The 14,827-nt window shown below is 68.6% G+C and carries 9 protein-coding genes; 5 read left to right on the top strand and 4 right to left on the bottom strand.

Going from position 1 to position 14,827, the window contains the following annotated elements:
- Positions 1-24: 24 nt before the first annotated feature.
- Positions 25-588, bottom strand: a complete 564-nt coding sequence (locus ABNF93_RS32200; RefSeq protein ID WP_349332037.1) for a nucleotide exchange factor GrpE — start codon at positions 586-588, stop codon at positions 25-27.
- A 5-nt stretch (positions 589-593) separates the two neighbouring features.
- Positions 594-2,492, bottom strand: a complete 1,899-nt coding sequence (gene dnaK, locus ABNF93_RS32195) for a molecular chaperone DnaK (protein WP_349332036.1) — start codon at positions 2,490-2,492, stop codon at positions 594-596.
- 627 nt (positions 2,493-3,119) lie between these two features.
- Between dnaK and ABNF93_RS32190 the strand changes: the two genes are divergently transcribed.
- The gene (locus tag ABNF93_RS32190; protein ID WP_349332035.1) at positions 3,120-3,488 is read left to right on the top strand and encodes a DUF7144 family membrane protein; all 369 of its coding nucleotides are present in this window, start codon (positions 3,120-3,122) and stop codon (positions 3,486-3,488) included.
- 86 nt (positions 3,489-3,574) lie between these two features.
- On the opposite strand, the gene ABNF93_RS32185 is transcribed toward ABNF93_RS32190, so the two are convergent.
- Together ABNF93_RS32185 and ABNF93_RS32180 are read right to left on the bottom strand one after the other, a co-directional pair.
- Positions 3,575-6,316: a winged helix-turn-helix domain-containing protein gene (locus ABNF93_RS32185; protein WP_349332034.1), complete on the bottom strand. Its 2,742-nt coding sequence runs from the start codon at positions 6,314-6,316 to the stop codon at positions 3,575-3,577.
- A gap of 566 nt (positions 6,317-6,882) precedes the next feature.
- Positions 6,883-8,523: a SagB family peptide dehydrogenase gene (locus ABNF93_RS32180; protein ID WP_349332033.1), complete on the bottom strand. Its 1,641-nt coding sequence runs from the start codon at positions 8,521-8,523 to the stop codon at positions 6,883-6,885.
- Positions 8,524-8,840: 317 nt separating this feature from the next.
- On the opposite strand from ABNF93_RS32180, the gene ABNF93_RS32175 reads away from it, so the two are divergent.
- From ABNF93_RS32175 to ABNF93_RS32160, 4 genes are all read left to right on the top strand, one after another.
- Positions 8,841-9,923, top strand: coding sequence for a hypothetical protein (locus tag ABNF93_RS32175; protein ID WP_349332032.1), 1,083 nt, complete (start codon positions 8,841-8,843; stop codon positions 9,921-9,923).
- Positions 9,924-10,106: 183 nt separating this feature from the next.
- Positions 10,107-13,901, top strand: coding sequence for a multifunctional oxoglutarate decarboxylase/oxoglutarate dehydrogenase thiamine pyrophosphate-binding subunit/dihydrolipoyllysine-residue succinyltransferase subunit (locus ABNF93_RS32170; RefSeq protein WP_502877663.1), 3,795 nt, complete (start codon positions 10,107-10,109; stop codon positions 13,899-13,901).
- 36 nt (positions 13,902-13,937) lie between these two features.
- Positions 13,938-14,117, top strand: coding sequence for a DUF6104 family protein (locus tag ABNF93_RS32165; protein WP_349332031.1), 180 nt, complete (start codon positions 13,938-13,940; stop codon positions 14,115-14,117).
- Between the two features lie 112 nt (positions 14,118-14,229).
- On the top strand, positions 14,230-14,826 hold the full coding sequence (locus ABNF93_RS32160; RefSeq protein WP_349332030.1) for a type IV toxin-antitoxin system AbiEi family antitoxin domain-containing protein: 597 nt from the start codon (positions 14,230-14,232) through the stop codon (positions 14,824-14,826).
- Position 14,827: the final 1 nt, after the last annotated feature.

Below are 14,827 nucleotides of genomic sequence, written 5' to 3'. Positions count from 1 at the left end.
GTCCCCCGTCACCTGCTCGGACTACTACTCGGACTTCGCGGCCACGACGACCGCGCTGGGACGCAGCTGGCGCTCAGGTTCGCCGTAACCCGGTCGTACGACATCGACGACGGCGCCGTCGGGCAGGTCGTCGGTGGCGACGGTGGCGACGGCCTCGTGACGTTCGGGGTCGAACCGCGCGCCCTTCTCGACGTCCTGGCGGGGGAACCCCAACCCGGCAAGGACCTTGAGCGCATGCTGACGGACGGCCCCGACGCCGGCGATGATGGAGTCCGAGTCAGCGTCGGCGTGCTGAAGCGCTCGGTCGAGGTCGTCCAGCACGGGAAGCCACTGCGCGGCGAGTCGGGTGCGTTCCTCTGCTCGCCCGAAGGCGATCTCGCGGGCCACCCGTTTGCGGGTGTTCTCGACCTCGGCCGCCGCCCGGTGCCACTTGTCCTCCAGGTCGGCGATGCGCTCGTGCAGTTCCGCGATGCGCTCGTGCAGTTCGGCGGCGCCGGCATCAGGCCCGACCCCCTCGGCCGATCCGGACGCGGATGCTGAAGGGGACGCGGGAGTGGATGCGGGCGTCGCGGCGTTGTCGTCTGACATGGCACTCAGTCCGTCGTGAACTCGGCGTCGATGACGTCCTCGTCGGATCCGCCCTGACCGCCCGGGCCACCGCCCGGACCGCCGGGCGTTCCTTCCCCACCTGGCTGGGTCCGGACCGCGCTGATGCTGTGGTAGACCTGCTGCAGGTCGCTCGTCAGACCGCGCAGGCGGTCCAGCGACACGGTGTCGTCCTTGACGGCCTGCCGCGCATCACCGACCAGCATCTGGGCACGAGCCCTCTCGTGCTCGGGAGCGGCGTCACCGACCTCGTTCAGGACGCGTTCGACGCTGTAGGCCACAGAATCGAGCTCGTTGCGTGCGTCGACCGTCTCACGCAACCGTGTGTCGTCGGCACGGAAGCGTTCGGCGTCGGCCACCATGCGTTCCACTTCGGCCCGGTCGAGGTTCGACGTGTCGCTGATCGTGATCTTCTGCTCCGCACCGGTGTCGCGGTCCCGCGCGGTGACATGGAGGATCCCGTTCGCGTCGATATCGAACGTCACCTCGACCTGCGGTTCGCCACGCGGTGCGGGTCGGATGTTCTCCAGCCGGAACCTCCCGAGCACGCGGTTGTCGGCCGCCCGCTCGCGTTCGCCCTGCAGGACAACGATGTCGACCGCCGACTGATTGTCCTCAGCGGTGCTGAACGTCTCCGTGCGCCGGGCCGGGATCGTCGTGTTGCGCTCGATGACCTTCGTCATCACGCCGCCGAGCGTCTCGAGCCCCAGCGAGAGCGGCGTGACGTCGAGCAACAGCACGTCCTTCATCTCGCCCTTGAGCACGGCCGCCTGTGTGGCGGCACCCAGGGCGACCACCTCGTCCGGATTGACCGTCATGTTGGGATCCTTGCCGCCGGTCATCCGCCGGACGAGGCTCTGGATCGCCGGCATCCGGGTCGCGCCACCGACCAGGATCACCTCGTCGATGTCATCGGCGGTGACCTTGGCGTCTGCCATCGCCTGGCGTACCGGCTCGGTGCAGCGCTCCACCAGATCAGCGGTGATCTCCTCGAACGTCGAGCGCATCAACGTCGCCTGAAGATGCTTGGGACCCGAGGCATCCGCGGTGACGAACGGCAGACTGATCGTGGTCTGCGTCACCGACGACAGTTCGACCTTCGCTTTCTCTGCCGCCTCGAACAACCGTTGCAACGCCTGCGGATCCACGCGCAGGTCGATCCCGTCGCTGCGCTGGAACTCCTCGGCCAGATGGTCGACGATCCGCCGGTCGAAGTCGTCACCGCCAAGGTGCGTGTCACCAGAGGTCGCCCGCACCTCCACCACGCCGTCGCCGACGTCGAGCAGGCTGACATCGAAGGTGCCACCACCGAGATCGAATACCAGCACCGTCTCGTGCTGCAACCTGTCCAGGCCGTACGCGAGGGCCGCCGCCGTCGGCTCGTTGATGATCCGAAGCACCTCGAGGCCCGCGATTCGTCCGGCGTCCTTGGTCGCCTGGCGTTGTGCGTCGTTGAAGTACGCAGGAACGGTGACAACCGCCTCGGTGACCCGCTCGCCCAGATACTTCCCGGCGTCATCGGCGAGTTTGCGAAGAATCAGGGCAGAAATCTCCTCAGGCGAATACTGCTTTCCGCGAACCTCGAAACGCGCTGTGCCGTCGGGTCCCTCGACCACGTCGAAGGACACCGAGTGCTGCTCGCTCGAAATCTCCGAATAGCGGCGGCCGATGAAGCGTTTCGCCGAGTAGATCGTCCCCTTGGGATTCAGAATGGCCTGCCGACGGGCCAGCTGTCCGACCAGCCGTTCGCCCTGGTCGGTGAATGCCACGACTGAAGGCGTTGTCCGCGAACCTTCCGCATTGGGGATGACGGACGGTTTTCCACCCTCCATCGCCGCAATGACCGAGTTCGTCGTCCCTAGATCAATTCCCACCGCTGTCGCCATCGCCTGGCCCACTCTCGTCTATCGGTTCGAATTCCGTTTGTGGCCGGCAAAATCAGTGTCACGCGGCGTCAACACCGGCGGCAACCTGAACAAGGAAGGCATGCAGCGGGTCGAAAGGCCGTGCGAAAACTGGTGTCCGTCGCCTTCACCCCGATGGGGTGGCGCGCCCCCGCCGAGGTCCCGGCCATCCTGGGGACGTTCGTCACGTCGACCGGACGGTCGACCGCGTGGCAGCCGCGGTCCGGGCCGCCTTCTCGTCCCGGTACGCATCGCCCGGCTTTGTGATGCTTTCGGACGCGGTACCGAGGGACCTGACTTCACCCGGAATGGGTGACGCCCTTGTCGTGCGTTACGCGGACCGTGGTGTGTGGACGCCTTCTGTATGACGTAGGGGGCGCAGACCATTCAGGGGGTTGGGCCATGACAGACATGGGTGGACGCCGCGATACAGGCCGCTCGGCGCAGCAAGAAGCGCAGGATGCGGCCCAGCAGCGTGGCACCGAAGCGCAGCAGCGTGGAGCTGAGGCGCAGCAACGCGGTACGGAGGCACGGCCCACCGTTCCGGAGGCACGTCGTTCTGAGGAGGGGCGCCGGGCTCCGATGGGCATGGGCGCCGAATCTGGTTGGTTGACCTATGCCGGTACAGTCCTGGCCGTCCTCGGTGTGTTCCAGCTGATCTGGGGCCTCACCGCCCTGGTCAATACTGGGTACTACATCGTCGGGAGCACGGGACTCGCTGTGGCCTTCAACTACACGGCCTGGGCATGGATCCACATCGCTCTCGCCGCACTCCTCATCGGCACCGGCCTCGCGGTCTTCGGGGGCCAGGCATGGGGAAGGTATGTCGGGCTCGCGCTGGTCAGCCTCGCACTGATCGCGAACTTCCTCACGCTGGCCGCGTTCCCGATCTGGTCGATCGTCATGATCGCGGTCGACCTGATCGCCATCTACGCTCTCGCCGTTCACGGTCGGGACACGGAGACGGCTCGCGCCTGAGGGACGCAACCGCTCACAGAGGAACCGTCGGAAGGTCACCCCGCTCGGGGTGACCTTCCGGCGTCCTCGCCACGGGTCGTGACTACCTACCTGAGGAGTTCGAGCTGCAGTGCCCGCGCGATCGCCTCGCGCCGGCTGCCGACGCCGAGCTTGCGGTAGAGCGTCCGAAGATGCGACTTCACGGTGTTCACCGACAGGCAGAGATCCTGGGCGATCTCCTCGTTGGTGAGATGGGACGGCAGGTAGTGCAGGACCGCGCGTTCGCTCGCCGTCAACCGAACGGTCTGGTCCGGCGACTTCCAGGTGGCCGTGGGCTGGACGTCGAAGCGGTGCAGCAGGGCACTGCGGAAGCTCGCGTGCGGACCCTCCGGCGGAATCACGACGGTCAGCAGCGCCCGTACACCGCGGCCCGCGTCGAGGAAGACCCGGACGAGGCCGTCGTCACGGCCGAGGGCCAGGGCCTGTTCGAGGTAGCCGGTCGCCGATGCCTGGGTACCCAACCGCCGCTGCGCCGTCGCGGCAACCAGAAGCGCGGCGACGGTGTCGACGAGGCGGGTCTCTGCGGACATACCCGACAGGCATGGCGTGACGGCGTCGAGCGCCGCCGCGGGATCTCCACCGGCGAGATGCAGGCGCCCGTCGGCCACCCGGACCGCTGCCGGCGTGGAATCCGATCCGCCAACCCGCCGCGGGTCCGTCGCGGCCGACAGAATGGCCCGACCCTGCACCGGATTGCTTTCCTGTAAAGCGATGTCGATCTCGAGCAGAGTGGCGTAACGCTTCACCTGGGTACGCAGCCGGACCGCGTCGTCCTTCGCCGTGGCGATCTCGGCCCTGGCCGCGCCCAGATCTCCTTGGTGGATGAGGATCCGGGCCCGGAGCAGGCCGTACAGTTCCCACAGCGGCGGGTCGGCCGAACCGGCGTCTCCGGCCGCGTCCGCGGCGTCTTCCCCCGGCGGCACGGCGATGGTGGCGAGCAGGTTCCACGCCTGGTCGAGCCGGTCCCGCTCGACGTCGATCACGACCTGGGCCATGTCGTACAGCAGGCGCACCGGGTCACTCGGCGGCTCACTTCGTTCACCCCGGATCGCGCGCTCGGCACGTTCGAGCCGGCCGTCAACGGCGTCGAGCAACGCGAGCCAGGCATGCGCGCGGCGTTCCCACCGCCCGAAGCCGTTCTCGGCAAGAAGCGGCACCGCCCGAGCCAGGGACGTGCGCGCCGCGCTCAGGTGAGCGTTCCACAGTTCCGCGATGCCGAGCCAGTACGCCAGCCCCGCAAGGCCGTTCCGGTGGTGTGACCGCAGTCCGGCACCGCCCATGTCGTCGAGAAGCTGGTGCGCACGGGTCATGACAGTAGCGTCGACGCGCCCGCGCAGGCAGCCCTGATGCAGCCGGAGCTCGGTGACCTTGACCTCGCGAGCGAGTCCGTCCGCGGGCTCGGCCGGAGCCGTGGGCGATGACGGGTCGTGCGTGGTCGTACGACCGTCCGCCATGCCCGACCCGTCAGGACCCGACCCGTCAGGACCCGACCCGTCAGGACCCGACACGACTGGACCCGACGAAACTGACAGGAACGCCTCGGCACCGTCGGGGTCGCCGGCGTTCAACCGGGCGGTCGCACAGACGGCCGCCAGCTCGGGGTTCGCCGCGATCTCGTCGGCGGGGATGCCGGCGAGCAACGGTTCGAGCGCGGCACCTTCGCCGTTGGCGAAGGCGCGGTCCCCGTCGCCGGCCAGGAGCGTGCCGGCCAACCGCCAGTCCCCCGCGGCCGCGGCGTTGCGTGCGGCGTCGACGAGGAACCCTCGGCGGGAGAGCCATCCGGCGGCCAACCGGTGCAGGCCGGCGATCTCGTCCGGCATCTCCCGACCGATCCGGTCGGTGAGGAACTCACGCAGCAGCGGGCTGTAGTGGTACCACGTGCGTTGCCGACCGACGGGTACGACGAGCGCGTTCTCGCGTTCGAGCACGTCGAGCGTCTTCTGCCCGTCGCTCCCGCCGGTGAGAACGTCGGCGAGCTCACCGGTGACCCTGTCGACCACGCACGTACGCAGGAGAAACCGCCGCAGCTGCGACGACCGCGAGCCAACGACCTCATCGGAGAGGTAGTCGGCGACGAGCGGCTCGTCACCGGTGAAGCCGGCCGGGTCCCGCCGCTGCGGCGGCTGGGCGTGCCACCACAGGGTCGCGAGCCGCAGGCCGGCCATCCATCCTCCGGTGCGTTCGAGCAGGCCGGCGATCTGAGGAGGCGCCAGGTCGAGACCGAACAGGGCGAAGAGGTCCCGCGTCTCGGCCGGCGTACACGCCAGCTCCGCCGGACCGATGTCGGCAAGTTCACCGGCCACCCGCAACCGGGCCAAGGACAGTGCGGGAAACCCACGGCCAGAAAGGACCAGTCGAAGCGTCGGCGGTGCGTGGCGGAGCAGGATCTCCAGGCCGGCAAGCAGTCTCCAGTCGGTGATCTCGTGCGCCTGGTCCAGGACGAGTACGACCGGATCGTCAAGCGGGGCAAGGGTGTCGAGCAACCGTTCGGCGAACTGTGGGTCCGCGAGGTCATCGTGCCCGGCCAGCTGCCCGAGGCTTTCGGAGCCGCGCCCACACACTCGGCGAAGTGCCTCCACGACGCAGGCCCAGAACACCTTCGGCTCGTTGTCGTTCCGGTCGCACGAGACCCAGGCGACACGTTGCCCGGTCGACCATGCCGACCACGAGGCCAGGAGCATCGTCTTTCCGGCACCGGCAGAGGCGTTGAGGACGGTCACCCGGCGCTCGGTCGCGTCGGTCAGGGCGTGAAAGAGCCGGGGCCTCGGCAGGACTGGAACCGCGGGCACCGGCGCCGACACCTTGGCGTCGAGAACGCTTCGCGGGCGTCCCTGGTCAAGGGGAACACGTGCGCGCGGGATCAACCGATCTGTCGGCGAACTCACCGCTTTGCTCAATCCTGGCTCGCGAGCCATGCCCCTCCTTCCCCGCCTGTCGAAGCCCCATCAGGCAAAGTTCACCCGTCGCGAGTGATCTTTGTCGATTCGCCATCCCAGCCCAGCTACCTTTCGACTATGCGCCCCGCCCGGCGTCCTCCGCGGGCTTTTCTGGTTGTTCGAAATCGGCACCTGCCCGCCGGAGAAACGCGAGACCATGACGCCCTGCCGCCTGGCTGGGTAGGAGATACCCGGCCGCCTCCACACTGAACGCGACATCGGCCGCATCGCGAATGTGCGTTGACCAACCAACCCAGCTCAACCAACCCAGCACATATTCGGGCGGGAGCGCTATCGGCATTTTCACCTGAACGCACCAGACATCCGCAACGGACCAGACATACCGTGCGAACGTCGTCCCTGCGCGAGCGACCACGTGCTCGTCGTGGTCGTGGTCGACTCCTTTGGTCCGACCCGACTCACCGCCGGCTCGGCCGCCGCCGGCCGAACACCGTCACGAACATGTAGCTCATCCCGGCGGCGTGTGGGGAGAAGAACTCCACCACCTCGTCGTCGCACGACGTCGAGCCCACGGCGCCGAGCCGCACCACCTCGCCCCCGTGCTCCAGTGCCCCCAACGCATGCGTACCCAGGTGGACGATGCCGGCGCGCAGGGCGCTCTCGAGCTGGCTCAACCGGTAACCCCGGTTTCCGTACGCCCCCAGAACGTCGTGCAGATCGGTCAGGTAGTAGGCGTTGACGTGGGCGTCGGCCGTGTACCACTGCCCGACGGCCAGTCGCCGCGCCTCCTGCCGGAAGTCGCCTTGCCGCAGCAGCTCGACGGCACCCGCCCCATGGTCGCCGCGGCCCGGATGGTGGACGTAGACACCGGGCGCGAGCCCTTCGACGCCGTGGACGATGAGGTAGCAGTCGTGCAGGGCAGGCGCTCCGGGGGCGAGGCAGTCGGCCGCGATCCCGCGCGTCGAGCGGTCGAGCAGGGTCGAGAACGCGACGAACGGCAGCTCCGCCTCGACGTCGAAATGCCGGGTCGACCGCCGGCGAGCGATGACATCCTCCACGGGCGCACCCGCGAGCTGGCCGGGCGACAGGGGCTCGAGTGGCACCAGGCGACCCCGCGGTTCCGCAGGCGTACGACGAAGAGCCGCGGCGCGCCACCGTTCCACCTCGGCGGCCGAGTCCAGACGGGACGCCGCATGGGTCCGCGGGATGAGCGGGAACTCCACCTCCCGGCCAGAGATCGCCCTGGTGGGGAGGTCGAGCGGCGCCATCTCCGGATGCCCGGCGGGAGGGCGGCGCCCATCCCGCCCGATCGCGCACAGGGCCACCGTCGCCTCGCGTACGCCGTCAACGCCGAGCAGGTCGTTGACCTCCCGGTCGACGTAACCCAGCACCAGCGTGGCCGGAAGTCCGCAGGACGCGGCCAGGCCACGCACGTGCGACAGTGTCGTCCCCGCGTCCCAGTAGGCATGGCGGTACGCACGAGCCTTGTAGCGCCACGCATTCCGCCAGAACGTACTCGTCAGGGCGAGGACGACAGGAGCGGACGCCAGTGCCGGTTCGCCCCCGGTCGCGTCGACGAGGACGCCTCGGAAGTCGCCGGACCGCAACCGCCGCAGGCTGTGGTCGTGCGCGGCGTAGTGGTACAGCCCGGCGGGGAGGTCGGGAAGGTCACCGCAGACGAAGTACGCCTCGAGGTGGTAGCGCGCCCCCGTGCCGCCCGCGGCGCGGTAGTCGATGATCCGCCCGCCCCGCAGTGTCGTCCGCCGGTCGAGGACGCCGCAGGAGAAGAGCGCGATCCGGGCCAGCGTCGCGAGGTCGGGCTGGTCTGTGCCCGCCTGCGTCTCCGTGCCGACGCGGGCGAGCGCATCGAGTGCCGGCACGTCCGAACGCGGAAACTCCCGAGGGAGCGGGATCGGCGCGAGCGAGCTGTAGATCTTGTACGGGTAGGGCTCGAGCGAACGGTCCTCCTCCCAGATCGCGTTCTCGAGCTGGGGCGGCGTCCCCATCGCGAAGGCCGGACCCTCAGCCTCCTCCCGGACCGAGTACTTCGTGGCGTCGTGAAAAGCCCAGGCCTTCGCGATGTCCTCGTTCCCGCTCATCTGAACCATTCTCGCCGGCCACTCGGGTGGCTCCGGAACGCAACGGATCCCTCACAGCCTGTCACCCGAAATCGGGACAGGACACCACGGAAAGTAGAAGAGGAATGAGGCGGCATAATTGCGGACAGCCACTGAGCACATACACGCGATGACGCTTTGCAGAGCGCAGATAACAATGCGTGAGAACCGGGCTTGACAGGAACACTCACGTGCTACAGGCTCGCCCCGACTCATCGTGCCAAGATCCGCGGACTCATCGGCTGGGGCTGTGTCGATTAGCAGGGGCTGTGTCGATTAGCAAATCTGGAGGAACGTCGATGCGAGACGTCCAGAAGGGCCGGAAGTCGTGGCTGGAGCGGCTCACCTCACCCCCCGAAACAGAAGGTGACGACAACGTGGCCAACGACGCCCACCGGTTCGAGCGCACCCTCGAACCCGGCCCTCCGGCACCGCGGGATCCCCACGTCCCCGAGGGCTTCGAGGCCTTCGCCCCGCCCGGCCTGCGTCCACCGCCGTCCGACGATCTGAAGAGTGCACCACCCGAGCGCGCCAACGGCATGCCCGGACCCGGTCCAGGCCCAGGCCCGGGCTTCGAGCCCCGCGACCGTGGCCAGTTCGAACCCCCGCAGTTCGTCGACACCCCGCCGTTCGAGCAGGGGCGAGTCGACGCCGGGCGGACGTTCGATCCGGATCGGGGCCGGTTCGACCCCGATCGGGGCAAGACCGACAGCCCGCTCGGACCCGACCGTAGCCAGTTCGAGGCGGACCGCAGTCGATTCGAGCCCGACCGCAGCCCGTTCGAGCCCAAGCCGCACGAATCCACCTCTCGCCCACCAGTTCCGACGTCCGCGGCCACCACGCCGCGCGACTCCTGGGAAGGTCCCGTGACCACCTCGACCCGCTCCGACGACGCCACGCCCTCGGACACCCCGCGACTCCAGTCCGTCCCGTCCACGCCGAGTGGGATCACCTGGCAACCCGACGCGAGTCAGGCCGGAAACCAGTCCCTCGGCGAGCCGAAGCACTCCGACATCCAGGACAGCCGCGACGAGGACGACAGTGACCCGCTCGAGGACACCGGCGAGGAGTTGTCACGGCCCAGCGAGGCCGAGCAGCTCGAGGCCGCTCGCAAGCGGCACGTGGAGGAACTCCAGCACCGCTGGCTCGTCACCCAGGCGCAGATCCTCGACGACCCGCGTGACGCGGTTCGCGAGGCCGGCCTGCTCATCGGGGACGCGATGCAGTTCGTCACCTCGACGTTCACCGACCACCGCGACCGCATCGAGCGGGAGTGGCGGCACAACGACAGCATGAGCACCGACGAGCTGCGTACGGTCATGCGGCGTTACCGGAACCTCTTCCAGTACGTCCTGTCCGCGTCACAGCTCCCCGACCTGTAGGGGTCGGAGCCTCCAGACCCTCGACGATGCTCCTGCGAGACAGCCCGACAGCGACGCTGCGTGGTATCACCATGCCCGCACGGCGCCACATCGCCGTTGTGACGTGTCCGTCACGTATGGAGTTGAAACCGACGACTACGCTTGGCCCCGGAAGCCCAAAGACGGTTCGAACCATGATGGTGAGTGGAAGAGGCGATTAACGCCGTGGCGTCCCAGTCCTCGCACAACGACCCGCTGTCCCAGTTTGGGACAAATGAGTGGCTCGTCGACGAGATGTACCAGCGCTACCTCAAAGATCCCGACTCGGTGGACAAGGCGTGGCTGGCGTTCTTCCGTGACTACCACCCCGAGTCCAACGGTCGCGACCGGGACGAGGGCACCGCCCCGCCCGGCGAGAAGCGTTCCGCGGCCACCTCGCTCGGGCCGGCCCCGCGCCCCAAGGTCCATCCCTCCGGCTCCGACCCGGGGCCGTCGACCACCACGCGACCGGCCAGGCCCTCCGCCAGCCCCGGCGGCCCCGCACGGGCGACGGCGCGCACCGGCGAACCCAAGGCGCCGACCGCCCCGTCCACGGTCCCGACGGCTGGCCAGGCGGCGCCTCCGGCCAAGGAGGGCGCCCAGCCGGCCGCCGCCGAGAAGCCGGAGCTGGTGCCCCTGCGTGGTGCCGCGGCGCGCACCGCCAAGAACATGGACCAGAGCCTCACCGTCCCCACCGCCACCAGCGTGCGGCAGGTCCCGGTGAAGCTGCTGATCGACAACCGCATCGTCATCAACAACCACCTGGCCCGCTCGCGCGGCGGCAAGGTCAGCTTCACCCACATCATCGGCTACGCCATCGCCAAGGCCGTCCGGTCGATGCCGGAGATGAACTACAGCTACACCGAGGCCGACGGCAAGCCGGCCATGGTCAAGCCCCCGCACCTCTCCCTCGGCCTCGCGATCGACATCCAGAAGCCGGACGGCACCCGGCAACTGCTCGTGCCCAACATCAAGGCCGCCGAGACCCTCGACTTCGCCTCGTTCTGGGGTGCGTACGAGGACGTCGTACGCCGCGCCCGGACCAACAAGCTGACCGTCGAGGACTTCCAGGGCACCACCATCAGCCTCACGAACGTCGGCACGGTCGGCACCACCCACCCGGTACCGCGCCTGATGGCCGGCCAGAGCGCCATCGTCGGGGTCGGCGCGATGGAGTACCCGGCCGAATACCAGGGCGCGGCCGAGGAGACGCTCAACCGGCTCGCCGTCAGCAAGACCATGACACTGACCTCGACCTACGACCACCGGGTCATCCAGGGCGCACAGTCGGGTGACTTCCTGCGCCGAGTGCACCACCTGCTCCTCGGCGAGGACGACTTCTACGAGGACATCTTCGCCGCCCTGCGGATCCCGTACGAACCGGTCCGCTGGGTCTCCGACATCCCCACCTCACACGACGACGAGATCGGCCGGCAGGCGCGGGTGCTGGAGCTGATCCACGCCTACCGCGTGCGCGGCCACCTGATCGCCGACACCGACCCGCTCGACTACAAGGTCCGCCGGCACGCCGACCTCGACGTCGTGACGCACGGGCTCACGCTGTGGGACCTGGACCGGGAGTTCGCCACCGGGAGCTTCGGCAGCGGCAAGCGTTTCATGATGCTGCGGCACATCCTCGGCCTGCTGCGCGATGCGTACTCCCGCACGGTCGGCATCGAGTACATGCACATCCAGGAGCCGGAGGAACGCCGCTGGATCCAGGACCGCGTCGAACGTCCGCAGGACAAGCTCCCCCGCACCGAGCAGCTGCGCATCCTCGCCAAGCTCAACCAGGCCGAGGCGTTCGAGACGTTCCTACAGACGAAGTACGTCGGGCAACGGCGGTTCAGCCTGGAGGGTGGGGAGTCCGCGATCGCACTGCTCGACGAGATCTGCGAGCAGGCCGCGATGGCCGACCTCGACGAGGTGACCATCGGCATGGCCCACCGCGGCCGGCTCAACGTGCTTGCCAACATCGCCGGCAAGAGCCCGGCACACATCTTCCGGGAGTTCGAGGGCAACATCGACCCGCGGACGATCCAGGGTTCCGGCGACGTGAAGTACCACCTGGGTGCCGAGGGTGAGTTCACCGCCGACAGCGGCGCCCGGATCAAGGTGTCCGTCGCGGCGAACCCGTCCCACCTGGAGGCGGTCGACCCGGTGCTGGAGGGCATCGCGCGGGCCAAGCAGGACATCCTCAACCGCGGGCTCGACTTCCCGGTGCTGCCGGTGCTCATCCACGGCGACGCGGCGTTCGCCGGCCAGGGCGTGGTTGCCGAGACGCTCAACCTCTCGCAGCTGCGCGGCTACCGCACCGGCGGCACGATCCACGTGATCGTCAACAACCAGGTCGGGTTCACGACCGCGCCCACGGCGTCGCGGTCGTCGACGTACTGCACCGACGTCGCACGGATGATCCAGGCGCCGATCTTCCACGTCAACGGTGACGACCCCGAGGCCTGCATCCGGGTGGCGCGGCTGGCGTTCGACTACCGCCAGACGTTCCACAAGGACGTCGTGCTAGACGTGATCTGCTACCGCCGCCGTGGTCACAACGAGGGCGACGACCCGTCGTTCACCCAGCCGCGGATGTACGACCTGATCGAGCAGAAGCGCTCGGTCCGCAAGCTCTACACCGAGGCACTCATCGGCCGCGGCGACATCTCGGTCGAGGAGGCCGAGCAGGCGCTGCAGGATTACCAGGAACGCCTGGAGCGGGTGTTCGCCGAGGTTCGTGCCGCGAAGAGCGCTCCAGCCGAGGACGACTACGTCACCGCTCCGGAGTACCCCGAGAAGCCGGCGGCGGAGCTCGAGACCGCCGTGCCGCTGGAGGTGCTCAAGCGGATCTCCGACGCCCATGTATCTGTGCCCGAGGGTTTCACGGTGCACCAGAAGGTGCTCCCGCAACTGCAGCGGCGCGCCGCCGCCATCACGGAGGGCCCCATCGACTGGGCGACGGCGGAGATGGTGGCGTTCGGTTCGCTGCTCATGGCCGGCAGGCCGGTGCGGCTCGCCGGGCAGGACAGCCGGCGCGGCACCTTCGTACAGCGGTTCGCCACCATCATCGACCGGCACAACGGCGACGAGTGGACTCCGCTCGCCAACCTCGACGAGCAGCAGGGGACGTTCTACGTCTACGACTCCCTGCTGAGCGAGTTCGCGGCGATGGGCTTCGAGTACGGCTACTCGGTGGCGCGGCCCGACGCGCTGGTCTGCTGGGAGGCGCAGTTCGGGGACTTCGCCAACGGCGCCCAGACGATCATCGACGAGTTCATCTCGTCGGGCGAGGCCAAGTGGGGTCAGCAGTCCGGAGTCGTCCTCCTGCTCCCCCACGGATACGAAGGCCAGGGACCCGACCACTCCTCGGCCCGGATCGAACGCTTCCTGCAGATGGGTGCGGGCGACTCGATGACGATCGCGCAGCCGTCGCTGCCGTCCAACTACTTCCACCTGTTGCGTTGGCACGCCCTGGGCGCCGTGCACCGTCCACTCGTCGTCTTCACACCGAAGTGGATGCTGCGAAGCAAGGCGGCGACGAGCCAGCCGGCGGAGTTCACGAGCGGGCGGTTCCGTCCGGTCATCGCCGACGACGTGGTTGACCCTGCCGGCGTCAGGCAGGTCCTGCTCTGCTCGGGGAAGGTGTCGTGGGAACTGCTGGCCGAACGCAAGCGCCGGCAGGGTGATCGAACCGCGATCGTCCGGCTGGAGCAGCTCAGCCCGCTCCCCGTCGACGCGATCAAGGCCGAGCTCGCGAAGTACCCGCACGCGGAGATTCGCTGGGTGCAGGACGAGCCGGCCAACCAGGGTCCGTGGCCGCACATCGCGCTCAACCTGGTGCCGCAGATCGACGGGCGAGGCATCGAGCTCGTCGCGCGACCTTCGTCGGCAGCGCCGGCGGTGGGGTCCACGTCGGTCCACGGCATCGAGCAGGCCACCCTGCTCTCCGACGCCTACAGCTGAGCCTGGGCTCGCGTCTCCCCTGCGAAGGTCTGCATCGTGTACTTCACCGATCGTGGTATCGAGGAGCTGTCCGACCGGCGTGGCGAGGAGGAGGTCAGTCTCGCCTGGCTGGCCGACCGGCTGCGGGAGTTCGTCGACCTCAACCCCGAGTTCGAGACGCCGGTCGAACGCCTGGCGACCTGGCTCGCCCGCCTCGACGACGAGGACGACGACTGAGAACCTGCGGGACTCCGATACGTACGGTTTGGCCAGGTTCCTGCCCTTCACGCTGGATCCGCCGTGGATAGAAACGTAGCCACGATCGCCGTTGATGGCTACACTTTTATCCATGCTCGATGCGGAAGAACTGTCCGGCCTACCTGCGACCTTCACCACTGGTGAGGCGCTGCAGGCCGGCGTACACCCTCGTGATCTCTACCGCCTTCGCGACCAGGGAGACCTGAACGAGTTGTCGCGAGGGGTCTTTCGCAGGGCCGACGCGCCCGTGCCGCGGTATCCCGACCTGCTCGCGGTCGCGCGGCGGGTACCGCAGGCAGTGGTGTGCCTGACCTCTGCGCTGGCGCTCCACGACCTGACCGACGACATCCCCGCGGCCGTCCACATCGCCGTGCCACGGACCTCGCGCCCGCCGCACATCGATCACCCGCCGACCGAGGTGTCGCGCTTCGACGTCGACACGTTCGAGCTGGGCGTGGAGTTGGTGGAGGCGGCCGAAGGTGAACACGTCCGCGTCTATTCCGCACCAAGGACCGTGGTGGACGTGTTCCGGCTGAGAGCGCGCCTCGGCGAGGCGACGGCACTCATTGCGTTGCGACGCTACCTCGCAGGACGCGATGCCCGCGTGGGCGAGCTCGTCGAGTTCGCGCGTGCCCTGCATGTGGCCGGGCCGTTGCGGGCCGCCCTCGACGTCCTGACGGCGAGCTGAC

This window comes from Actinopolymorpha sp. B9G3 (assembly GCF_040120725.1).
Classification (GTDB): Bacteria; Actinomycetota; Actinomycetes; order Propionibacteriales; family Actinopolymorphaceae; genus Thermasporomyces.
Note: the sequence above shows the minus strand (reverse complement) of the source record. Positions and strands in the feature narration are given on the sequence as shown.

Excerpts from the sequence above, each read along its gene's own strand:
- ABNF93_RS32175 (WP_349332032.1), top strand. The coding sequence starts at position 8,841 with ATGCGAGACGTCCAGAAGGGCCGGAAGTCGTGGCTGGAGCGGCTCACC.
- ABNF93_RS32160 (WP_349332030.1), top strand. The coding sequence starts at position 14,230 with ATGCTCGATGCGGAAGAACTGTCCGGCCTACCTGCGACCTTCACCACT.
- ABNF93_RS32180 (WP_349332033.1), bottom strand. The coding sequence starts at position 8,523 with ATGAGCGGGAACGAGGACATCGCGAAGGCCTGGGCTTTTCACGACGCC.
- dnaK (WP_349332036.1), bottom strand. The coding sequence starts at position 2,492 with ATGGCGACAGCGGTGGGAATTGATCTAGGGACGACGAACTCGGTCATT.
- ABNF93_RS32200 (WP_349332037.1), bottom strand. The coding sequence starts at position 588 with ATGTCAGACGACAACGCCGCGACGCCCGCATCCACTCCCGCGTCCCCT.